The organism is Bacillus sp. WP8 (assembly GCF_000800825.1).
Lineage (GTDB): Bacteria > Bacillota > Bacilli > Bacillales > Bacillaceae > Bacillus > Bacillus safensis.
Genome location: NZ_CP010075.1, coordinates 2,157,684 through 2,178,491, shown reverse-complemented (window position 1 = coordinate 2,178,491; position 20,808 = coordinate 2,157,684). Strand labels below are relative to the sequence as shown.

The window sequence follows — 20,808 nt, the reverse complement described above, 5'->3', positions numbered from 1 at the left end:
TTGCTGACAAAAGAATGGCGTATTCTCACGATTAATCCTGGCTCTACTTCAACAAAAATTGGTGTGTTTCATAATGAACGTTCTATTTTTGAAACGACACTTAGACATACAGATGAGGAATTAAAGTCGTTTCCTCATATCATTGATCAATTTTCTTTCCGCAAAGAAACCATTTTGAAAACACTGCATGAACAGGGGATGAATATCTCAAAGTTTGATGCAGTGTGCGCGCGTGGCGGTCTCCTTCGTCCGATTGAAGGAGGCACATATGAAGTCAATGAGCAAATGGTGAAAGATCTAAAAGAAGGATATGCCGGCCAGCATGCATCTAATCTCGGCGGAATCATCGCGAGAGAAATCGCACTTGGCCTGAATATCCCAGCTTTTATTGTCGATCCAGTTGTGGTGGATGAACTAAAGCCAATTGCTCGTATTTCAGGGCTGCCAACGATCGAAAGAAAAAGCATCTTTCATGCATTAAATCAAAAAGCGGTCGCAAGAAAAACAGCGGCTTCTTTTGGAAAAAGTTACGAAGATTTAAACATGATTATTACTCATATGGGCGGCGGTATCACCATTGGTGTTCATGAAAAAGGGAAAGTCATCGATGTGAATAACGGTCTGCATGGCGAAGGTCCTTTCAGTCCTGAGCGTGCGGGAACCTTGCCGACAGGTGATCTTGTAAATCTTTGTTTTTCGGGTGAGTATACCCAAGAGGAAATGCTCAAACGCATTATTGGTGAAGGCGGGCTAGCGGGCTATCTTGGCACGACAGACGCTGTAAAAGTGGAACGCATGATTGAAGCAGGTGATGAGCGTGCGGCGCTCATTTATGAAGCAATGTGCTATCAAATTGCCAAGGAAATTGGTGCGGCTAGCGCTGTTTTAAAAGGAGCAGTTGACGTCATTGTATTAACAGGCGGACTTGCGTACAGCAAACAAATTACATCAAGTATTCGCGGCTATATTGACTGGATTTCAGATGTTGTCGTGTATCCAGGTGAAAATGAGCTGCAATCGTTAGCGGAAGGTGCGCTTCGTATTTTAAAAGAAGAAGAATCACCGAAAGAATACCCAAATGATCAACAGGAAAAGAAAGGAGTGACAAGTCATGGCAACTGAATATGACCTCGTCATTCTTGGTGGAGGCACAGGCGGCTATGTAGCAGCCATCCGTGCCTCACAGCTTGGATTGAAAACAGCAGTTGTAGAAAAAGAAAAGCTCGGCGGAACATGTCTTCATAAAGGCTGCATTCCGTCTAAAGCGCTGCTCAGAAGTGCAGAAGTATATCAAACCGTCAAACGCGCAGCTGATTTTGGAGTTGAGGCAGGCGGCATTGCCTTGCAATTTGCGAGTGTGCAAAAAAGAAAAACAGAGATTGTCGAAAAACTAGCAGGCGGCGTCAAACACTTAATGAAACAAGGGAAAATTGATGTATATGAAGGAATTGGCCGTATTCTTGGCCCATCTATCTTTTCGCCAATGCCAGGAACGATCTCCGTAGAAATGGCAAATGGAGAGGAAAATGAAATGCTTATTCCAAAGCAGGTCATCATCGCGACAGGCTCAAGACCGCGGGTGCTGCCAGGGCTTGAAGCAGATGGAACACACATCCTCACATCAGATGATGCACTTGAACTGCCAGAGCTTCCGCAGTCGATGCTCATTGTCGGAGGCGGAGTGATCGGAATCGAGTGGGCGTCTATGCTCAATGATTTTGGTGTGAACGTCACTGTGATTGAGTTTGCAGACCGTATTTTACCAACAGAGGATCATGACATTTCTAAAGAAATGGAAAAGCTATTATCTAAAAAAGGCATCACCTTTGTGACAAATGCGAAGGTACTGCCAGATAGCGTAGAAAAGCAGGAAAATCTCGTGACAATTCAAGCGGAAAAGGATGGAGACATTCAGACGTTCGAAGCGGAAAAACTCCTTCTTTCAGTCGGCAGAGTACCTAATATCGAAGGCATAGGTCTTGAAAACACGGACATCCAAACCGAAAAACAAGGCATTGTCGTGAATGAACATTATCAAACGAAAGAATCGCATATTTACGCAATAGGAGATGTCATCGGCGGGCTTCAGCTGGCACATGTGGCTTCTCACGAAGGTATGATTGCTGTTGAACATATGGCTGGGAAAGATCCAAAGCCGCTCGATGAAACGCTCGTATCTAAATGTGTTTACTCTCACCCAGAAACCGCTAGTGTAGGACTCACTGAACAGGCGGCAAAAGAGCAGGGCTTTGAAGTCAAAATAGGGAAATTCCCATTTATGGCGATTGGAAAAGCGCTTGTGTACGGGGAGTCTGATGGATTCGTCAAAATCATTGCCGATCAAAAGACAGATGATATTTTAGGAATTCATATGATTGGTCCTCATGTAACAGATATGATATCTGAAGCTGGATTAGCCAAAGTACTTGATGCAACCCCATGGGAAGTGGGACAGACGATACACCCGCATCCGACCTTATCAGAGGCGATTGGCGAGGCAGCCCTTGCTGTTGACGGGAAGGCGATCCATTTTTAATCAAGGAGGGAAACATGATGAGTAACATGCGTCATCAGGAATTAGGATTATCAGATGAACAAGCAATTGATATATATAGAACAATGCTTCTAGCAAGAAAAATCGATGAACGGATGTGGCTTTTAAACCGTTCAGGGAAAATTCCATTCGTCATTTCTTGTCAAGGGCAAGAAGCGCAGCAAGTCGGTGCTGCATTTGCCCTTAATAGAGAAGAAGATTACGTCTTACCTTACTATCGTGATATGGGGGTTGTCCTTGCTTTTGGGATGACAGCAAAAGATTTAATGATGTCTGGTTTCGCAAAACAAGACGATCCAAACTCAGGCGGAAGACAAATGCCGGGGCATTTTGGACAAAAAGCAAATCGAATTGTGACCGGATCTTCACCTGTAACAACGCAGGTTCCTCACGCGGTGGGAATTGCCCTTGCTGGACGATTAGAGCAGAAAAACTTTGTCAGCTTTGTCACGTTCGGTGAAGGCTCATCAAACCAAGGAGATTTTCACGAAGGCGCTAACTTCGCTGCTGTGCATAAACTGCCTGTTATTTTCATGTGTGAAAACAATAAGTACGCGATTTCCGTACCATATGACAAACAAGTGGCCTGTGAACGCATTTCAGATCGTGCGATTGGATATGGGATGCCTGGCGTAACTGTAGATGGAAATGATCCGCTTGAAGTATATGCCGCTGTCAAAGAAGCGAGAGACCGTGCGGCAAGAGGCGAAGGCCCGACATTGATTGAAACAATCTCTTACCGTTTAACTGCGCATTCAAGTGATGACGATGACTCAAGCTATCGAGAAAAAGAAGAAGTGCTCGAAGCAAGAAAGAAAGATCCGCTCATCCAATATGAAACGTATTTAATCGAAGGAAACGTCATGACTTCTGAAATGAAAGAAGAGATGACAAAAGAAATCATGCAAATCGTAAACGAAGCCACTGATGAAGCGGAAAACGCAGCTTATGCTGAAGCAGAAAGCGCACTTCGTTACGTGTATGCGGAGTAAGGGGGAAGAAAAATGCCTGTTATGTCATATATAGACGCCATTACACTGGCGATGAAAGAAGAAATGGAACGAGATCCGAAAGTGTTTGTGCTCGGAGAGGATGTCGGGAAAAAAGGCGGCGTATTTAAAGCGACAGCGGGTCTTTACGAGCAATTTGGAGAAGCGCGCGTCATGGATACACCTCTTGCAGAATCAGCTATTGCTGGTGTAGGTATTGGGGCAGCGATGTATGGAATGCGCCCAATTGCAGAAATGCAATTTGCGGATTTCATTATGCCTGCAATCAACCAAATCATTTCAGAGGCTGCAAAAATTAGATACCGATCAAATAATGATTGGAGTTGTCCAATGGTCATCCGCGCACCATACGGAGGCGGAGTACACGGGGCACTTTATCATTCACAATCGGTCGAAGCGATTTTTGCTAACCAGCCTGGTTTGAAAATTGTGATGCCTTCTACACCTTATGATGTCAAAGGTCTTTTAAAGGCTGCAGTGCGTGATCCAGATCCTGTATTGTTCTTTGAACATAAACGTGCATACCGCCTTATTAAGGGAGAAGTGCCTGAAGAGGATTACACTCTTCCGATTGGAAAAGCAGATGTGAAACGTGAAGGCGATGATATTACGGTCATTACATATGGCCTTTGTGTGCATTTTGCGCTGCAAGCAGCAGACCGCCTTGCAAAAGACGGTATTTCCGCTCATATTCTCGATTTGAGAACAGTGTACCCGCTTGATCAGGAAGCGATTATAGAAGCGGCTTCTAAAACAGGTAAAGTGCTCCTGTTAACGGAAGATACAAAAGAAGGCAGCATCATGAGTGAGGTTGCGGCAATCATTTCAGAGCATTGCTTATTTGATTTAGACGCACCAATCAAACGCTTGGCAGGACCAGATATTCCGGCAATGCCTTATGCGCCGACAATGGAGAAATTCTTCATGGTCAACCCGGATAAGGTAGAAGCTGAAATGAGAGAGCTAGCGGCGTTTTAAGAAAGAGGAGGGTTTCAAAGTGGCAATTGAACAAATGAAAATGCCTCAGCTAGGTGAAAGTGTAACAGAAGGAACTATTAGCAAATGGCTCGTTTCACCTGGCGATCATGTGAATAAATACGATCCGATTGCGGAAGTCATGACGGATAAAGTGAACGCAGAAGTCCCGTCTTCTTTTACAGGAACGATTACAAAACTATCGGCTGAGGAAGGCGAAACGCTGCAAGTAGGAGAAGTGTTCTGTGAAATTGAAGTTGAAGGAAGCGAGCAGCAGAGCGGGAAAGAAGAAGCGGCACCTGAGCAAAGCAAAGCGCCTGAAGCAGATCAAACAAATGAGAATCAAAGTCAAAAGAAACGTTACTCTCCAGCCGTTCTTCGTTTAGCAGATGAGCATGGCATTGATTTAGCGGCTGTTCAAGGTACGGGAGCAGGCGGTCGAATTACTAGAAAAGATTTGCTGCAGCTCATTGAAAACGGCGGCGTTAAAGAGAAGACAGCACCTGTCAATGAACGTGCTGTTCAACCAGAGCCTGCGCAGCCATCTCAAGCAAAAGAGACTCCTGCCATCCCTTCCATGCCTGGTGATGTTGAGCTGCCAGTCACGCCGATCCGGCAGGCAATTGCGGCTAATATGCTGAGAAGCAAACATGAAATTCCGCATGCATGGACGATGATGGAAGTCGATGTGACAAATCTAGTGACAAGAAGAAATCAGCTGAAGGATCAGTTTAAAGCAAAAGAAGGCTTTAACTTGACGTTCTTTGCGTTCTTTGTCAAAGCAGTGGCTCAGGCCTTAAAGGAATTCCCTGAAATGAACAGTATGTGGGCTGGAGATAAAATTGTGCAGAAGAAAGCGATCAATGTTTCAATTGCTGTCGCTACAGATGACGCGCTTTTTGTTCCAGTCATTAAGGATGCGGATGAAAAGACCATTAAGGGCATCGCCAAAGAAATTCATGAGCTGGCGTCTAAGGTGAGACAAGGAACGCTCAAGCAAAGTGATATGGAAGGCGGTACATTCACTGTCAACAACACGGGATCATTTGGTTCAGTACAATCTATGGGAATCATTAATTATCCGCAAGCGGCGATTTTACAAGTAGAATCGATCGTGAAGCGACCAATGATAGTAAACGGAATGATTGCGGCAAGAGACATGGTCAATCTTTGTCTTTCATTAGATCACAGAGTACTAGACGGTCTTGTATGCGGCAGATTCCTTCAGCGAATTAAACAAATCCTTGAAGGCATCGACGAGCAAACATCTGTTTATTAAAACAATCATTTTCCCCCTCCCGGCATGAGAGGGGGATTTCCACATCTAGGAGAAAGGAGCGATGATATGTCTGGACTAGATTTTTTTGCTTTTCTAACGATTGGTCTCATGTTTATCACAGCGATTGCCTTCGCTTTTCTGCGGTACATTTCTAAATCACGCAATCATCCTGAACGATTACTGCTTATCATATCGATCGTTTCAATCATTCAAATCGTGTACTGTCTGCTGATTGTCGGTGGCTTCAAAGGAGCTGCCAATAGCTTTTTAGGAATATCACTTCTCGCTGGTACACTTCTCGGATATGCACTTGAATATTTATACAGACGCTATATCAAAAAAAAGCCCGAATCAAAATGATGTCGGGCATTTTTTTATTCTGCTGGAACAATAAAGGTCAAATGCTGCTTTAACACTTCTAAAGAAGAGGGAGCCTTCATATAAACCTCACCATCCGTATCAGCATCCATTTCCTCTTTTGTGTGGATACGAATACTGGACGCTTGAATGAGAGACAGATCGCCGGTGAAATCCTCCAGCTCTTCCCGGTTCATTGAGAAAATTTCTTTTAAAGCAGAGAAACTTGTATTTCTGCAAATTAAGATGTCAGCTTTTCCATCATCAATGGATGCATTAGGCAAATCAATTTTATTTGTACCGATAAAATGTCCATTCATGACAAGAACGATGACTGCTTCCTCTTCCCAGCTTTCCTCTTCGGTCTCAATCCGTACGTGAAAAGGATCTGTTTGCTGCAGTGTGCGCAGGGCACTTGTGAAGTAGCTGATTTTACCGAGTACGGCTTTTTCCTTGTCGTTAATGTTGTTGGACGTGTCTGCGATCAGCCCAATTCCCCAAAAGTTTAATACGTATCGATCCTCTGCTTTGATTAAGTCGACCTTTTTCTCTTTGCCGTCTACAATCATTTGAGCGGCTTTTTGCATCTGTTGAGGAATACCAAGTGTTCTAGAAAAATCATTGCATGTCCCGCCTGGTAATATCGCTACAGCGGGCCTTTTTTCTAAGCCGCCAATACCGTTCATACATTCATGCACGGTACCATCTCCGCCTAATATGATGAGCAATTCCACCGTCTCATCAATATGACGACAGAAATCATAAGCATCATTTGGCTGCTTTGTTGGTTTAAGAATGAGTTCATCAATATGTAGAGAAAGAAGAGGCACTGTTTGACCGAGTGTTTTTTCCATGTTTTTTTGTCCAGCATTTCCATTATAAATGAGCATCGCTTTTTTGAATTGTGCCATCACGCAGTTCTCCCTTTCATCTCTTTATCATCACTTTTCCCCAATTTGACAGCTCATAAACGATGTTCGGAAAAAGAGGCGATGGATAAGACAACACATTTGCCCGCAGGCGTTTTCCTTGATATGATGGATTTAAAATGGTTTTGGTACGCAAAAGGAGTGGACGGACATGAATATTGATTTTAATTTATTTATGAATGATATTGTAAAACAAGCGAGAGAAGAAATTAGGCAGGCAGGCTACACTGAGCTCACGTCAGCTGAAGAAGTAGACGAAGCACTGACTAAAAAAGGAACGGCACTTGTTATGGTGAATTCAGTATGCGGCTGTGCAGGCGGTATTGCAAGACCAGCTGCCGGCTATTCTGTTCATTACGATAAGCGTCCAGATCAATTGCTGACAGTGTTTGCTGGGCAGGACAAAGAGGCAACAGCAAGAGCTCGTGAATACTTTGAAGGCTTCCCGCCATCTTCACCATCCTTTGCCTTATTAAAAGATGGAAAAATCATCAAAATGGTCGAGCGTCATGAAATTGAAGGGCACGAGCCAATGGAAGTCGTGTCAAAACTACAAGCCGCTTTTGATGAGCATTGCGAAGAAATCTAACATATGACTTTTGAATGTATAAATATAAAGCAGTCCGGTCTTTAGATCGGTCTGCTTTTTGTTTTATAAGACAATAGAATCAAAATAATTTTAGCAAAATACTATTGCATCTTAAAAAGAAAGTGTTTAAAATACATTATAGTGAATAAATATTCAAATCAATACATGATTTTAAATACTGGGAGGCATCATCATATGAAAAAGTGGTTATTATTACTTATGACAGCTGGTCTTGCAGCTGCACTCGCAGCATGCGGAACTTCTTCTAATAATTCAAACGCATCAGGAGATGACAAGACACTCGTGATGGCGACATCAGCAGATTATCCGCCATTTGAATCAAAAGACGGAGATAAAATTGTCGGTTTTGATGTAGATCTTGCAACAGCACTAGCGAAAAAGAACGGCTACAAGCTAGAAATTCAAGATATGGACTTTGCTAGCCTTGTATCAGCCCTTAAAACAAACAAAGCTGATATTGTCCTTGCAGGAATGACACCTACAGAAAAACGTAAAAAGCAAGTTGATTTCTCTGATGTTTATTACAATGCTAAAAACTTGGTTGTATCAAAGAAATCTAGCGGTATTAAAGTAGAGAAAGATTTAAAAGATAAAACAGTCGGCGTTCAATTAGGTTCTATTCAACAAGATGAAGCAAATGGATTGCAAAAGAAATATAACCTTACAGTTGAAGACCGTAATAAAATTTCTGATATCATTCAAGAGATCAAAGCAGGCCGTTTTGATGCAGCAATTATTGAAGATAAAGTAGCTGCTGGTTACTTGAAAAAGGAAAAAGACTTCCAAGCATTTGGATTGAACAGCTCAAACGAAGGTTCAGCCATTGCATTCAAGAAAAATAGCGACTTAACAGCGAAGTTTAATAAATCATTAAAAGAAATGAAAGATAATGGTGAACTTGATAAATTAATTAAAAAATGGTTTGCTGATGAAAAGTAAGTCAGGAAAAGGATCAGCGTCATTCAAGAAAATCAAGTAGAAAAGCGCTGAAAAGTTCAACTCGTGTTGAACTTTTTTTCCTGTTTTGTATGAAGGCAAAAAAAAGGAGAATGTCATGTTTGATTTTAAAGATGTAATACCTCAGATGCCCTTTATTTTAGAAGGGCTTAAGGTCACACTTTCTATTGTAGTGGTATCCCTTTTCCTTGGATTTATCTTAGGAATATTATTAACGCTTTGTAAAATTAGTGTGTTTAAACCGCTCATTTGGATTGCAGACTTTTATACGTCAATTTTCCGAGGCACACCGCTTGTGCTTCAATTGCTCATTATTTATTTTGGTCTGCCTCAGCTTCTTGGGTTCCAAATCGATCAATACTGGGCTGCTGTAGCGGCATTTTCACTCAACTCGGCAGCATACGTATCTGAAATTATTCGTGCGGGTATTAATGCCATTGATAAAGGTCAAAAAGAAGCGGCCGTTGCTTTAGGCATCCCTTATGCTAAAATGATGAAGGACTTATTGCTTCCGCAGGCGTTTAAAAATATTTCACCTGCACTTGTGAATGAAACGATTACACTGACAAAAGAATCAGCAATTGTAACAGTCATCGGACTGGGTGATGTCATGAGACGAGCCTATCAAGCTGGGGCCGTCACGTATAATTATCTTGAACCGCTTATTTTTGCGGGTCTTATCTATTATGTCATCGTGCTTGTTCTCACCTTTGTCGGCAAATCGGTGGAAAGGAAGTTAAAATCAAATGATTAAAATAGAGAAACTCACAAAATCTTTTGGTAAAAACGAAGTTTTAAAGGGGATCGACACGACCATTAAAGAAGGGGAAGTTGTTGCGGTTATTGGACCATCTGGTTCAGGAAAATCGACCTTCCTCCGCTGCATCAACTTACTTGAAAAGCCGACTTCCGGTGTAATAACAATTAAGGACACCGAAATCACCAATCCAAAAACGAATGCACTAAAAGTGCGTGAGAACATCGGAATGGTATTTCAGCATTTCCATCTGTTCCCGCATAAAACCGTGCTGGAAAATATTACGTATGCGCCAATGAATGTGAAGAATCAATCGAAGGAAGACAGCATCAAGCAAGCTGAAGACCTGCTCAAAAAGGTAGGGCTTCTAGAGAAAAAAGATGATTTCCCGAACCGTTTGTCCGGCGGTCAAAAGCAGCGTGTGGCGATTGCACGTGCGCTTGCAATGACACCAGACATTATGCTGTTTGACGAACCAACGTCTGCCCTAGATCCAGAAATGGTCAAGGAAGTATTAGAGGTCATGAAAGAGCTGGCTCAATCTGGAATGACACTCGTCATCGTCACACATGAAATGGGCTTTGCAAAAGAAGTGGCTGACCGTGTGATCTTTATGGATGACGGGAAAATTGTAGAGGATGCAAACCCTGTACAATTTTTTGAATCACCGTCTTCACAGCGTGCGCAAGACTTCTTACAAAAAATATTATAAAGAAAAAAGGGAAGGAGACTTAACATCTCCTTCTTTTTTTGATTATAATGGGGAAAGTAAAAAAAGTTCACCATTTCACAAAAGTGAATGGAAACAAGACAGAAAAGAGTGAATCACATCATGTTTAAAATCGGCTACCGAACGCTGAAAACAGCATTAGGAACAGCGATCGCTATTTATATTGCACAATTGCTTGGCTTGCAAAATTATTCAGCTGCCGGGATTATTACGATCCTGTGTATTCAGGTGACAAAGAAAAGATCCCTCTTAGCATCGGGAGCCCGCTTTGCAGCATGCAGTCTCGCTATTTTATTTTCTTATTTATTTTTCGATCTGATCGGGTATCATCCTTTTGTGATCGGTTTGATGCTGCTTGTCTTTATTCCAACAACGGTTCTGCTTCGAATTAAAGAAGGGATTGTCACAAGTTCAGTCATCATTCTCCATTTATACATGTCTGGCGGGATTACCCTGCATCTCATTTGGAATGAACTGCTGCTGATTACCATTGGTGTTGGGGTAGCGCTGATTATGAACCTATATATGCCTAGTGTTGATAAAAAGCTCAAACGCTACAGCGAACAGATTGAAGCCAACTTTGCTAAAATCTTTGAAGAAATCGAGCAATACTTAATAACAGGGAAGCAAGACTGGACAGGAAAAGAAATACCAGAGACACATCAATTGATTAAAGAAGCAAAAGCTCTTGCATATCGTGATGTTGAAAACCATGTATTAAGACATGAAAACCTGTACTATCATTATTTCAACATGAGACAAAAGCAATTTGAAATCATTGAGCGTGTACTGCCCAAAATTACGTCGATTTCCGTCACAACGGAGCATGGACAAATCATTGCAGAATACATTAGAGACTTACGCGAACATATTCACCCAGGGAACACAGCGCATAAGTTTTTAAGACGTCTCATTGATATGAAAGAAGAATTCGACGCACTTCCGCTCCCGCAAACACGAGAAGAATTTGAGGCAAGAGCGGCACTCTTTCATTTCCTCGGTGAAATGGAACAATATTTAGTACTGAAAAGCTATTTTAAAGGGATGAAAGAATAGAGACGCATGAGTTCCTTCTTCATTGGTCAATCTAATGAAAAAGGAGGAGCCTATGCGTCTTTTATTTTATACCGTACTGACCATGTCCCTTTCACCTATCTGGCCGCTTGGACAAAACCCGCTGCCAGGTGACCCATTTGTCATTATTAATAAACAAACGAATGAACTTGCCTTTATTGATCATGGGAAAATTCAAAAAGTATATCCTGCCTCTACAGGAAAAACAGCAGATTTAACGCCAGAAGGTGAATTTACCATTATGATCAAAGCGAAAGATCCCTATTACAGAAGAAAAAATATTGAAGGCGGTGCGAAGAATAATCCTCTTGGACGAAGATGGATTGGATTTGATGCACGAGGAACAGATGGCAGAACCTATGGAATTCATGGAACAAGTGATGAAACTTCGATTGGGAAATTTATCACGGCAGGCTGTGTGAGACTTCATAATCAAGATGTAGAGCTGCTGTTTGATCAGCTTCCAATTGGAACAAATGTATGGATTACAAAATCAAGTGCTTCCTTTGAAACGCTTGCCAAAGACAAACAGGCCATTCGTTGATATCCCGAATCACCTGCTTGTCTGCTTTTATTCAATCCTTATAAAAAGGCTGCTGCTCCTGCTAAAAGTGAAGAAACTAACAGCAGGCTAATCATAAGCAATACCATAAATTTCATGAATTTTTGAGACATATCGCACCCCTATAACCGAAGATTTTTGCGACAAGCGCAGTTGTCTTTATTTTATCTGGTTTTTTCATATGCGACAAGTGATCAGCAAAGGAAGTGAACGGATGACACAAATCGATCATATTGCCATTGCCGTCTTTTCTATTAAAGAAACATCTCAAACGCTTCATCAGCTATTTAATTGGCATTTTTCAGACATACAAGAGATTCCTGAGCAGGAGATAAAAGCGTCCTTCGCTTCACTAGATGATCTGCACATTGAATTAATTGAGCCGATCTCAGCCCGCAGTAAACTACATAATTTCTTAAAAAAAAGAGGAGAGGGGCTTCATCATATTGCGCTAAAGTCGGGTGACATTCAGGCTGATCTTAGCCGTCTCGATCACCTTGGCGTGCAGCTTCTCCAAAAAACAGCACAGATGGGCGCCAGCGGAAAGCAAATTGCATTTATTTCACCTAAAGAAACGTCAGGTGTGTTATTTGAATTGTGCGAGTCCTTGAAAGGAGAGAAACATAGTGATGAATGAATCGTTCAATGACTTGTCTGAATGGCGGAAGAAAGCGTTAATGGGCGGCGGCGAAAAACGAGCAGCGGCTCACAAGAACAAAGGAAAGCTGACGGCTCGAGAGCGGCTTCATGAACTTCTTGACGAGGGCAGCTTGATGGAAATTCAGTCATTTGCAACAGGCGAGCTCTCAGAGCATGTTGGTGACGGTGTCGTCATTGGAACGGGACTCATTCATGGAAAACCAGTATGTGTTTATGCACAAGATGCAACAGTATACGGAGGCTCTTTAGGCGAAATGCATGCGAAAAAAATAGCCTCTTTAATGGATCTGGCCGCTAAAAATCAAATGCCGGTCATAGGTCTAAAAGACTCAGGTGGTGCGAGAATTCAAGAGGGTGTGGTATCATTAGAAGGATACGGACAGATTTTTAAACGGAATGTGCTGTACTCTGGTCGAATCCCGCAAATATCTGTTATTTTAGGTTCATGTGCTGGAGGTGCAGTCTATTCTCCTGCATTGACTGATTTTGTCTTCATGACAGAGCAAACAGCTCATATGTTTTTAACTGGTCCGAAAGTAATAGAAAAAGCAACAGGAGAAACGGTCTGTCCTGACCGTCTTGGCGGTGCAAGTGTTCAGCATCAGACAAGCGGGAATGTGCACTATACTGGGAAAGATGAGAAGGACGTGTTAAAAGCGGTTCGAACTCTTTTAACGTACATACAAACGAAACAACAGGCTGTCACACGCGCTGGGGCACGAAAGCACGATTCCGCCGATCCAGGCAGAATTCTGCCAAAGAATCCATCACGCACCTATGATGTCAAACAAGTGGTGACAGCAATAACCGATCCAGACTCATTCTTTGAAACGCAGCCTTGTTTCTCAAAAAATATTGTCACAGGTTTTGCCAGATTACAAGGAGCCTCCATTGGTGTAGTTGCCAATCAGCCAAAGGTGCTGGCAGGCAGCCTTGATCTTGACGCTGCCGATAAAGCGGCCAGGTTTATTCGATTTTGCGATGCGTTTCATATTCCGATCTTAACCCTTGTGGACGTTCCTGGTTTTTTACCAGGGGAGAAAGCTGAACATGCAGGAATTATCCGCCACGGTGCAAAGCTTTTATATGCGTATGCTGAAGCAACCGTTCCCAAAATCACTGTGATTTTAAGAAAGGCGTTTGGCGGTGCTTATGTCGCGATGAATAGTAAGGGCTTAGGCGCTGACTTTGTTTATGCATGGCCAGAGGCCGAAATTGATGTCATGGGGAAAACGTTCGCAGACGAAATCGTTCATCCTGCTTCGCGCGAGTCTATGAACAAACCAAGTGTATGGAAAGCGGCTCAGGCAGGTCTGATAGACGATATTTTCATGCCGGCTGAAACGAGAGAGCGATTGATCCGCTCATTTGATGTACTGCGCAGTAAGGAAGAAGATAGACCGTTAAAAAAGCATGGCAACATGCCGCTATAAGAGGAGGAGCATCATCATGATCAATGAAAAACGCTTACTAGACGAATTTTTAGAATTAGTTCAGATTGATTCAGAAACAAAACACGAAGAGAAAATTGTTGAAGTCCTAAAAGAAAAATTCTCGCAGCTTGGTCTAAAAGTGGTTGAAGACGATTCAAAAGCGGTAACAGGCCACGGCGCAGGCAACCTTGTCTGCACATTAGAAGGAAATCAAGAGGCAGATACGATTTATTTCACTTCTCATATGGATACAGTTGTGCCGGGAAATGGCGTAAAACCAGTCATTGAGGACGGCTATGTGAAAACAGATGGAACAACTATTCTTGGTGCTGACGATAAAACAGGACTTGCTGCTATGTTTGAAGCGATCCGTGTGCTGAAAGAGAAAAATTTAAAGCACGGGAAGATTGAATTTGTGATCACAGCAGGCGAGGAATCAGGACTTGTTGGAGCAAAAGCGTTAGACCCAAATTTGATGACAGCGAAATACGGCTATGCCCTTGATTCAGATGGCAAGGTTGGTACGATTATCGTAGCTGCACCAACACAGGCAAAAGTACGCGCAACGATTTACGGAAAAACCGCTCACGCAGGTGTCGCGCCTGAAAAAGGTGTGTCTGCGATTACCATTGCATCAAAAGCAATTGCCAGCATGCCACTTGGCCGCATCGATGAAGAAACAACAGCGAATATCGGCCGTTTTGAAGGCGGAACACAAACGAATATTGTGTGCGATCAAGTCGATATTTTGGCGGAAGCACGCTCTTTAGAACCAGCAAAAATGGAAGCTCAAGTAGCGAAGATGAAAGAAGCCTTTGAAAAAACCGCTAAAGAAATGGGCGGAAGTGCCGATGTACAAATTGACATCATGTATCCAGGCTTCAAATTCTCACACGGCGATCAAGTCGTAGAAGTGGCGAAAAAAGCGGCAGCAAAAATTGGCCGTCCTTCAGAACTGCAGACGAGCGGCGGAGGCAGTGATGCAAACGTCATTGCAGGCAACGGCGTCCCAACTGTCAACCTAGCTGTTGGATATGAAGATATTCATACGAAAAATGAGAAAATGCCGATTGAAGAATTAGTCAAAACAGCTGAAATGGTTCTCGCCATTATCGAAGAAACGACAAATCCATCGTAAAGGCAGGAGACTCTGTGAGCGCGCAAAAGATTATTATTTTTCAGGTGGGGCAAGAGGAGTTTGGCATCAGTGTAGAGCATATTCGTTCGATTGAAAAGGTCCCTTACTTACAAGAAGTATCGAACCTTCCAAAAGAAATTAAAGGGCTGATGTCATTAAGAGGAGAGGTCATTCCTGTCAGTGACACAGGTGTGATGCTTCACGGAAAGCCTCTTGATGTAAACGAGCAGTCAAAGGTACTGCTATTTGAAGTAAACGATCAAATGATTGGCTGTCTTGTCTCAGATGCAAAAGATATTATCGATATCGAGCAAAGCGAGATCAAGCCATTTCATATGAACACGAAGGCCTCTGAATATTTCTTCGGCGTTGTTGAGAGAGAAAACAAAATGATTTTACAAGTGGACCCAAATAAGTTCCTTGGGAAAATTGAGGACCTCGATCAATTGCCAGACCGGTTGAAAGAAGAATTGGCATAATGAAAAGCCCCTTATCTTTAGATAAGGGGTTTATTTTTATTCAGCAGCTGGTTTGGCTTGTTCGTTAGCCGCAGCTTTCGTTTTTGATTTTTGGTACATGACATTTAAAATAATCGTTTGAATCGTGAGTAGTAGTCCGCTTGTCATCCAGTATAAAGGAAGAGCAGCGGGTGCATTAATTGAAAGAAACAGCATCATGATTGGGAAAATCATGCCCATTACTTTCGCCTGCTTCAGCGCAGCCTCTGTCTGGGTGCCTGATTGCTTCGCATATTTTTGCGTGACATAAAATTGTAAGAAATACATAGCCCCTGCAAAAATCGCCACCAATAAATCGGTTTGTCCTAAGTTAAACCATAAGAACGTATGAGTTGCGATCTCAGGTGTTGAGCGGATTGCTGAGTAAAAGCCAAGAACAATTGGAATTTGAATCAGCATCGGCAGACAGCCCATGGCAAGCGGATTCACATTGTTCTCTTTATATACTTTCATCATTTCCATTTGCAGTTCTTTTTGTTTTTCAGGTTCTTTCGTTTTCTTCAATTTGTTTTGTATTTGGTCAATCTGAGGCTTCACCAATGCCATTTTTTCCTGCATGACTCTTTGCTTCTTAAATTGATTCGCAAAAAGTGGGAAAATCAGCAGGCGGACAATCAAGGTGACGAACATAATCGATAAACCATAATCATCATGAAAGAAGTTCGCAAGCCAAATGATCAGCTCAGAAAAAGGCTGAACAAAATAATGATGGAAAAACCCATCAGAGCTCGTATTCGTTTGCGCACTCGCTGCAAATGCAGGTGACGCAATCATCATCAAACATAAAGTCGTAAAAACAGTCAATAAACGTTTCAATTCGTTTCCTCCTCATGATTAAAAAAATTTAATTAGCGAGAGGAAGCGAATGGTCTTCATCATCATTAGATGATCTTTTCATTCGAATGACTTTACTAATCCAAGTTGTAATGCGATCATATATGATAAACAGAAAGTCTGTTCGATTCAAGCAAGATGCGTCCAACTCTTCCAAACGATGCCCACCAAGGTGTTCGTTCATACGGCAGTCTTTTAGTAAAAAAGCAATGCCGATGGCCGTCAGCGCTGGAAGAATAATCGTAAAGAATTCAACAAGGAAAAAGACTTCATTGAATGTATCAATAATCATGATTATCACATCCATTTCATTACTCACAGTGTACTATACACATGGTTAAATGTCTAACAGAACCGCGTGTTTTCTCCATTAAATAAAATTCCTTATTATGTATAAAATAGTAAATGTCATCCAAACTTCATATTTCCTATCCTATAATGAGGGGGATGAAAAGAAATGGAGGTTTTGAATATGACAAGTATTTACCCAAAGTTTCGAGCAGCTGCGGTACAAGCAGCACCAGTCTATTTAAATTTGGAAGCAACCGTTGAGAAATCATGTGACCTGATTGACGAGGCAGCTTCAAATGGTGCAAAGCTTGTGGCATTCCCAGAAGCATTTTTACCAGGTTATCCTTGGTTTGCTTTTATTGGTCATCCAGAATATACAAGAAAGTTCTATCATGAATTATATAAAAATGCAGTTGAAATCCCTAGCTTAGCCATTCAAAAAATCAGTGAAGCAGCAAAAAGAAATGAAACGTACGTTTGTATATCATGCAATGAAAAAGATGGCGGCTCTCTCTATTTAGCTCAGCTTTGGTTTAATCCAAATGGAGATTTAATAGGAAAACATCGGAAAATGAGAGCTTCTGTAGCAGAAAGACTCATTTGGGGGGATGGAAGTGGCAGTATGATGCCAGTGTTTGAAACTGAAATTGGAAACCTAGGCGGATTGATGTGCTGGGAGCATCAAGTCCCGCTAGATCTTATGGCGATGAATGCCCAAAATGAGCAGGTACATGTAGCCTCTTGGCCAGGTTATTTTGATGATGAAATATCAAGCAGATATTATGCCATCGCGACACAGACATTTGTGCTGATGACATCATCTATATATACGGAAGAAATGAAAGAGATGATTTGTTTAACGCAGGAGCAAAGAGATTACTTTGAAACATTTAAGAGCGGGCATACGTGCATTTACGGGCCGGATGGGGAGCCGATCAGTGATATGGTTCCAGCTGAAACAGAGGGAATTGCTTACGCTGACATTGATGTAGAAAGAGTCATTGATTACAAGTATTATATTGATCCGGCTGGACACTACTCCAATCAAAGTTTGAGTATGAATTTTAATCAACAGCCTACTCCGGTTGTGAAACAATTATATCCTCAAAAAAATGAAGTATTCACATATGAGGACATTCAATATCAACATGGTATACTTGAAGAAAAAGTGTAAATGAACGTGAAACCTTCTCTTTTTTAGAGAAGGTTTTTTTGAGGAAAGATGAAATAAATCAATGTATAATCAAAAATAACTGATCAAAATTCAGGTAGACAAGAAAATGGGGTTATGCCAATGTCAAATATTATTTTTCATATAGACATGAATGCTTTTTATGCCAATGTAGAAATGGCGTATGATCCTTCTTTGCGAGGGAAACCTTTAGCCATCAGCGGAAATGCAAAAGAGCGTAAAGGGATTGTTGTGACGTGCAGCTACGAGGCGAGAGCATTAGGTGTGAAGCCCCCGATGCCCTTGTGGGAGGCGAAGCGGCTATGTCCGGGACTCATTGTCCGCACACCGAACTTTGACCGGTACCGCAGCTCCTCACAAGAGATGTTTACAATACTAAGAGAATACAGTGATTTAGTCGAACCTGTATCGATTGATGAGGGCTACATTGATTTAACGCATACGCCATATGCCGAGCATGCGGTAAAAACGGCTCATGATATTCAAACAAGGCTAGTAGAGGAGCTGATGCTTCCTTCAAGTATCGGCATTGCACCGAATAAATTTTTAGCGAAAATGGCGTCTAATTGGAAAAAGCCAATGGGCATCACCATATTGCGTAAACGAGATGTTCCGAACATGCTTTGGCCGCTACCTGCTGGTGACATGCACGGGGTTGGACAAAAAACGGCAGATAAATTGAAAACCATCGGAATTCATACTATAGAAGACTTAGCGAAAGCGAATGAGTATACGCTAAAAGAATTGCTTGGCATTAATGGACCGAGATTAAAGCAAAAGGCGAATGGTGAACATGACGGCATCGTGGACCCAGAAAGAATATACGAATTTAAATCCGTCGGCAATTCATCCACTCTGCCTCATGATTCGGATGATTCAGATGAACTTGTCACGTTAATTGATAAGCTGTCACAATCTGTGAGTGCAAGGTTAAAGAGAAAAGAAGTGATGGCGAATCGGCTGCTCATCATGATTCGGTATGCAAGCTGGAAAAATATCACGCGAAGTATCATGCTCACAAATCCAACGGATCGAAAGGAAGACATATTTGAAGCGGCAAAACAGTTATTCCTGAAACATTGGAATGATCAGCCAGTGAGGCTCTTAGGTGTAACGGGGACAGACCTAGTCGAACGAAAAGCAGCCGTTAAACAGCTTGATTTATTTTCATATACAGAAGATGCAAAAGAAGAGCCCCTCCAAACCATTTTAGATGGACTGAAAGAAAAATATGGAAAACCATTGGTGCAAAGAGGGATCACCATTAAGGAAAAAGAGAGTAAAACAAGCGGGACAAGTTTTAATAAAGATTTTTTTCAGGACGAAAGAGGAAATGACTAGCCTGAAAACTTGATAAAAGAGGTGATGTTGTGGTAATTTCAAAGGGTACATCATTTCAGCAGTAATCAATATAGTGTGTTAGAAGGGACGTCAGAATTATGTCAAAACAACAAATCGGTGTGGTTGGACTAGCCGTTATGGGGAAAAACCTTGCCCTCAATATTGAAAGCCGCGGTTTCTCCGTATCCGTTTATAACAGATCTAGCAGCAAAACAGAAGAGTTTCTTCAAGAAGCAAAAGGAAAAAACGTTGTTGGCACATACAGCATCGAAGAATTTGTTCAGTCGCTTGAAACACCGCGTAAAATTCTTTTAATGGTAAAAGCTGGTGCAGCAACAGATGCAACCATTCAATCATTACTTCCTCACCTAGAGAAAGGTGACATTTTAATTGATGGTGGAAATACATATTACAAGGATACACAAAGACGTAATCAAGAGCTTGCAGAAAGTGGCATTCACTTTATTGGTACAGGTGTTTCCGGCGGTGAAGAAGGCGCGCTAAAAGGTCCTTCCATCATGCCAGGCGGTCAAAAAGAAGCGCATGAGCTAGTGAAACCAATTTTAGAAGCGATCTCTGCGAAAGTAGATGGCGAGCCTTGTACAACGTATATCGGCCCAGATGGAGCAGGACATTATGTCAAAATGGTTCATAACGGTATCGAGTACGGAGATATGCAATTGATCTCTGAATCATACTTTATCTTGAAGCATGTTGCTGGATTGTCAGCAGGGGAGCTTCATGAAGTATTCTCAGAGTGGAATAAAGGCGAGCTTGACAGCTATTTAATCGAAATTACAGCTGACATTTTCACAAAAGTGGATGAAGAAACAAACCAGCCGCTTGTGGATGTGATCTTAGATAAAGCTGGTCAAAAAGGAACTGGAAAATGGACAAGCAAAAGCTCACTTGATCTAGGTGTCCCGCTTCCAATCATTACTGAATCTGTTTTTGCGCGCTACATTTCAGCTATGAAAGATGAGCGTGTGGAAGCAAGTCAATTGATCCAAGGTCCTGAGCCTGCGCAATCAGCTGAGAATAAACAAGAGCTGATCGAAGCGGTTAGAAAAGCCCTATTCATGAGTAAAATCTGTTCTTACGCACAAGGCTTTGCGCAAATGAAAGCAGCGTCTGATGAATATAACTGGGATTTAAAATACGGTGAAATTGCGATGATCTTCCGTGGTGGATGTATCATTCGTGCAGCCTTCTTACAACAAATTAAAGAAGCATATGACCGTAATCCTGAACTGAAAAACTTATTGCTTGATCCATACTTTAAGGATATTGCTCAAAACTATCAATCATCACTTCGTAAAGTCATTTCACTTGCAGTGGAACAAGGAGTTCCTGTTCCTTCATTCTCAAGTGCACTTGCTTACTTTGATAGCTATCGCACAGCTGTCCTTCCAGCGAATTTAATTCAAGCACAGCGTGACTATTTCGGTGCACATACGTATGAGCGCACAGATAAAGAAGGCGTATTCCATACTGAATGGATGAAATAAACAGAACGACTGAAAAACCTTACCTTTGGTAAGGTTTTTTGTTTGCATATTTTCGGCTAAAAATGAGAAAAAGAGGGATGCTATGTAAAAAAGACAAGA

23 protein-coding genes are annotated in these 20,808 nt (G+C 41.9%); 19 read left to right on the top strand and 4 right to left on the bottom strand.

Features of this window, described 5'->3' with window-relative positions; genetic code table 11:
* From buk to QR42_RS10825, 6 genes are all read left to right on the top strand, one after another.
* Positions 1-1,122, top strand: a complete 1,122-nt coding sequence (buk, locus tag QR42_RS10850) for a butyrate kinase (protein ID WP_039179830.1) — start codon at positions 1-3, stop codon at positions 1,120-1,122.
* Entirely contained in the window at positions 1,112-2,536 is a 1,425-nt protein-coding gene (lpdA, locus tag QR42_RS10845; protein WP_039179827.1) for a dihydrolipoyl dehydrogenase, read from the top strand. The genes buk and lpdA overlap by 11 nt, the downstream gene beginning before the upstream one ends.
* Before the next feature lie 17 nt (positions 2,537-2,553).
* Positions 2,554-3,546, top strand: a complete 993-nt coding sequence (locus tag QR42_RS10840; RefSeq protein WP_039179824.1) for a thiamine pyrophosphate-dependent dehydrogenase E1 component subunit alpha — start codon at positions 2,554-2,556, stop codon at positions 3,544-3,546.
* Positions 3,547-3,558: 12 nt separating this feature from the next.
* Positions 3,559-4,542, top strand: coding sequence for an alpha-ketoacid dehydrogenase subunit beta (locus QR42_RS10835; protein ID WP_024422925.1), 984 nt, complete (start codon positions 3,559-3,561; stop codon positions 4,540-4,542).
* A gap of 19 nt (positions 4,543-4,561) precedes the next feature.
* Entirely contained in the window at positions 4,562-5,818 is a 1,257-nt protein-coding gene (locus tag QR42_RS10830; RefSeq protein WP_039179821.1) for a dihydrolipoamide acetyltransferase family protein, read from the top strand.
* Positions 5,819-5,884: 66 nt separating this feature from the next.
* Positions 5,885-6,178 (top strand): YesK family protein, encoded by a 294-nt coding sequence (locus tag QR42_RS10825; protein WP_039179818.1) that lies wholly within the window; start codon positions 5,885-5,887, stop codon positions 6,176-6,178.
* A 14-nt stretch (positions 6,179-6,192) separates the two neighbouring features.
* Here QR42_RS10825 and QR42_RS10820 read toward each other — a convergent pair whose 3' ends face one another.
* Complete coding sequence (locus QR42_RS10820) at positions 6,193-7,086, bottom strand: YegS/Rv2252/BmrU family lipid kinase (RefSeq protein WP_039179816.1); 894 nt, start codon at positions 7,084-7,086, stop codon at positions 6,193-6,195.
* Between the two features lie 169 nt (positions 7,087-7,255).
* Here QR42_RS10820 and QR42_RS10815 point away from each other — a divergent pair, with 169 nt between their 5' ends.
* The 6 genes from QR42_RS10815 to QR42_RS10790 all read left to right on the top strand — a co-directional run bounded on the left by QR42_RS10815 (position 7,256) and on the right by QR42_RS10790 (position 11,776).
* The gene (locus QR42_RS10815) at positions 7,256-7,693 is read left to right on the top strand and encodes a BrxA/BrxB family bacilliredoxin (RefSeq protein WP_039179813.1); all 438 of its coding nucleotides are present in this window, start codon (positions 7,256-7,258) and stop codon (positions 7,691-7,693) included.
* A gap of 195 nt (positions 7,694-7,888) precedes the next feature.
* Positions 7,889-8,653: a transporter substrate-binding domain-containing protein gene (locus tag QR42_RS10810; RefSeq protein WP_039179810.1), complete on the top strand. Its 765-nt coding sequence runs from the start codon at positions 7,889-7,891 to the stop codon at positions 8,651-8,653.
* A 115-nt stretch (positions 8,654-8,768) separates the two neighbouring features.
* Positions 8,769-9,425 carry an arginine ABC transporter permease ArtQ gene (locus QR42_RS10805; protein WP_039179807.1) on the top strand — a complete coding sequence of 219 codons (657 nt, stop codon included), beginning with the start codon at positions 8,769-8,771 and terminating at the stop codon, positions 9,423-9,425.
* Positions 9,418-10,140, top strand: coding sequence for an arginine ABC transporter ATP-binding protein ArtM (locus tag QR42_RS10800; RefSeq protein WP_034280282.1), 723 nt, complete (start codon positions 9,418-9,420; stop codon positions 10,138-10,140). The genes QR42_RS10805 and QR42_RS10800 overlap by 8 nt, the downstream gene beginning before the upstream one ends.
* Positions 10,141-10,260: 120 nt before the next feature.
* Positions 10,261-11,214: an aromatic acid exporter family protein gene (locus QR42_RS10795; RefSeq protein WP_039179804.1), complete on the top strand. Its 954-nt coding sequence runs from the start codon at positions 10,261-10,263 to the stop codon at positions 11,212-11,214.
* A gap of 52 nt (positions 11,215-11,266) precedes the next feature.
* Complete coding sequence (locus QR42_RS10790) at positions 11,267-11,776, top strand: L,D-transpeptidase (protein WP_039179801.1); 510 nt, start codon at positions 11,267-11,269, stop codon at positions 11,774-11,776.
* Between the two features lie 38 nt (positions 11,777-11,814).
* Here the strand turns inward: QR42_RS10790 and prli42 are convergent, their stop codons facing one another.
* On the bottom strand, positions 11,815-11,907 hold the full coding sequence (gene prli42, locus QR42_RS19730; RefSeq protein ID WP_149126490.1) for a stressosome-associated protein Prli42: 93 nt from the start codon (positions 11,905-11,907) through the stop codon (positions 11,815-11,817).
* 101 nt (positions 11,908-12,008) lie between these two features.
* Here prli42 and mce point away from each other — a divergent pair, with 101 nt between their 5' ends.
* The 4 genes from mce to QR42_RS10770 are packed head-to-tail and all read left to right on the top strand — an operon-like array spanning position 12,009 to position 15,504.
* A complete protein-coding gene (mce, locus tag QR42_RS10785; protein ID WP_039179796.1) occupies positions 12,009-12,431 on the top strand; it encodes a methylmalonyl-CoA epimerase in 423 nt (140 codons plus the stop codon).
* Positions 12,424-13,887 (top strand): acyl-CoA carboxylase subunit beta, encoded by a 1,464-nt coding sequence (locus tag QR42_RS10780; protein WP_084096408.1) that lies wholly within the window; start codon positions 12,424-12,426, stop codon positions 13,885-13,887. Before mce ends, QR42_RS10780 begins: the two co-directional genes overlap by 8 nt.
* A gap of 16 nt (positions 13,888-13,903) precedes the next feature.
* On the top strand, positions 13,904-15,025 hold the full coding sequence (locus QR42_RS10775; protein ID WP_039179792.1) for a M20/M25/M40 family metallo-hydrolase: 1,122 nt from the start codon (positions 13,904-13,906) through the stop codon (positions 15,023-15,025).
* 14 nt (positions 15,026-15,039) lie between these two features.
* Positions 15,040-15,504: a chemotaxis protein CheW gene (locus tag QR42_RS10770; RefSeq protein ID WP_039179788.1), complete on the top strand. Its 465-nt coding sequence runs from the start codon at positions 15,040-15,042 to the stop codon at positions 15,502-15,504.
* A gap of 36 nt (positions 15,505-15,540) precedes the next feature.
* On the opposite strand, the gene QR42_RS10765 is transcribed toward QR42_RS10770, so the two are convergent.
* Both QR42_RS10765 and QR42_RS10760 read right to left on the bottom strand, forming a co-directional pair.
* The gene (locus tag QR42_RS10765) at positions 15,541-16,359 is read right to left on the bottom strand and encodes a membrane protein insertase YidC (protein WP_039179784.1); all 819 of its coding nucleotides are present in this window, start codon (positions 16,357-16,359) and stop codon (positions 15,541-15,543) included.
* 28 nt (positions 16,360-16,387) lie between these two features.
* Positions 16,388-16,669 (bottom strand): hypothetical protein, encoded by a 282-nt coding sequence (locus tag QR42_RS10760; RefSeq protein WP_039179781.1) that lies wholly within the window; start codon positions 16,667-16,669, stop codon positions 16,388-16,390.
* Positions 16,670-16,849: 180 nt separating this feature from the next.
* Here QR42_RS10760 and QR42_RS10755 point away from each other — a divergent pair, with 180 nt between their 5' ends.
* The 3 genes from QR42_RS10755 (at position 16,850) to gndA (ending at position 20,709) form a co-directional block, all read left to right on the top strand.
* The gene (locus tag QR42_RS10755) at positions 16,850-17,842 is read left to right on the top strand and encodes a carbon-nitrogen hydrolase family protein (RefSeq protein ID WP_039183195.1); all 993 of its coding nucleotides are present in this window, start codon (positions 16,850-16,852) and stop codon (positions 17,840-17,842) included.
* A gap of 114 nt (positions 17,843-17,956) precedes the next feature.
* The gene (locus QR42_RS10750; protein ID WP_039179779.1) at positions 17,957-19,201 is read left to right on the top strand and encodes a DNA polymerase IV; all 1,245 of its coding nucleotides are present in this window, start codon (positions 17,957-17,959) and stop codon (positions 19,199-19,201) included.
* 98 nt (positions 19,202-19,299) lie between these two features.
* A complete protein-coding gene (gene gndA / locus QR42_RS10745) occupies positions 19,300-20,709 on the top strand; it encodes an NADP-dependent phosphogluconate dehydrogenase (RefSeq protein ID WP_039179776.1) in 1,410 nt (469 codons plus the stop codon).
* Positions 20,710-20,808 lie beyond the last annotated feature (99 nt).

What these genes read in the sequence shown, in the direction of transcription:
- lpdA (WP_039179827.1), top strand. Translation starts at nt 1,112, where the DNA reads ATGGCAACTGAATATGACCTCGTCATTCTTGGTGGAGGCACAGGCGGC.
- QR42_RS10840 (WP_039179824.1), top strand. Translation starts at nt 2,554, where the DNA reads ATGAGTAACATGCGTCATCAGGAATTAGGATTATCAGATGAACAAGCA.
- QR42_RS10835 (WP_024422925.1), top strand. Translation starts at nt 3,559, where the DNA reads ATGCCTGTTATGTCATATATAGACGCCATTACACTGGCGATGAAAGAA.
- QR42_RS10825 (WP_039179818.1), top strand. Translation starts at nt 5,885, where the DNA reads ATGTCTGGACTAGATTTTTTTGCTTTTCTAACGATTGGTCTCATGTTT.
- QR42_RS10820 (WP_039179816.1), bottom strand. Translation starts at nt 7,086, where the DNA reads ATGGCACAATTCAAAAAAGCGATGCTCATTTATAATGGAAATGCTGGA.
- QR42_RS10815 (WP_039179813.1), top strand. Translation starts at nt 7,256, where the DNA reads ATGAATATTGATTTTAATTTATTTATGAATGATATTGTAAAACAAGCG.
- QR42_RS10810 (WP_039179810.1), top strand. Translation starts at nt 7,889, where the DNA reads ATGAAAAAGTGGTTATTATTACTTATGACAGCTGGTCTTGCAGCTGCA.
- QR42_RS10805 (WP_039179807.1), top strand. Translation starts at nt 8,769, where the DNA reads ATGTTTGATTTTAAAGATGTAATACCTCAGATGCCCTTTATTTTAGAA.
- QR42_RS10800 (WP_034280282.1), top strand. Translation starts at nt 9,418, where the DNA reads ATGATTAAAATAGAGAAACTCACAAAATCTTTTGGTAAAAACGAAGTT.
- QR42_RS10795 (WP_039179804.1), top strand. Translation starts at nt 10,261, where the DNA reads ATGTTTAAAATCGGCTACCGAACGCTGAAAACAGCATTAGGAACAGCG.
- QR42_RS10790 (WP_039179801.1), top strand. Translation starts at nt 11,267, where the DNA reads ATGCGTCTTTTATTTTATACCGTACTGACCATGTCCCTTTCACCTATC.
- prli42 (WP_149126490.1), bottom strand. Translation starts at nt 11,907, where the DNA reads ATGTCTCAAAAATTCATGAAATTTATGGTATTGCTTATGATTAGCCTG.
- mce (WP_039179796.1), top strand. Translation starts at nt 12,009, where the DNA reads ATGACACAAATCGATCATATTGCCATTGCCGTCTTTTCTATTAAAGAA.
- QR42_RS10780 (WP_084096408.1), top strand. Translation starts at nt 12,424, where the DNA reads ATGAATGAATCGTTCAATGACTTGTCTGAATGGCGGAAGAAAGCGTTA.
- QR42_RS10775 (WP_039179792.1), top strand. Translation starts at nt 13,904, where the DNA reads ATGATCAATGAAAAACGCTTACTAGACGAATTTTTAGAATTAGTTCAG.
- QR42_RS10760 (WP_039179781.1), bottom strand. Translation starts at nt 16,669, where the DNA reads ATGATTATTGATACATTCAATGAAGTCTTTTTCCTTGTTGAATTCTTT.
- QR42_RS10755 (WP_039183195.1), top strand. Translation starts at nt 16,850, where the DNA reads ATGACAAGTATTTACCCAAAGTTTCGAGCAGCTGCGGTACAAGCAGCA.
- QR42_RS10750 (WP_039179779.1), top strand. Translation starts at nt 17,957, where the DNA reads ATGCCAATGTCAAATATTATTTTTCATATAGACATGAATGCTTTTTAT.
- gndA (WP_039179776.1), top strand. Translation starts at nt 19,300, where the DNA reads ATGTCAAAACAACAAATCGGTGTGGTTGGACTAGCCGTTATGGGGAAA.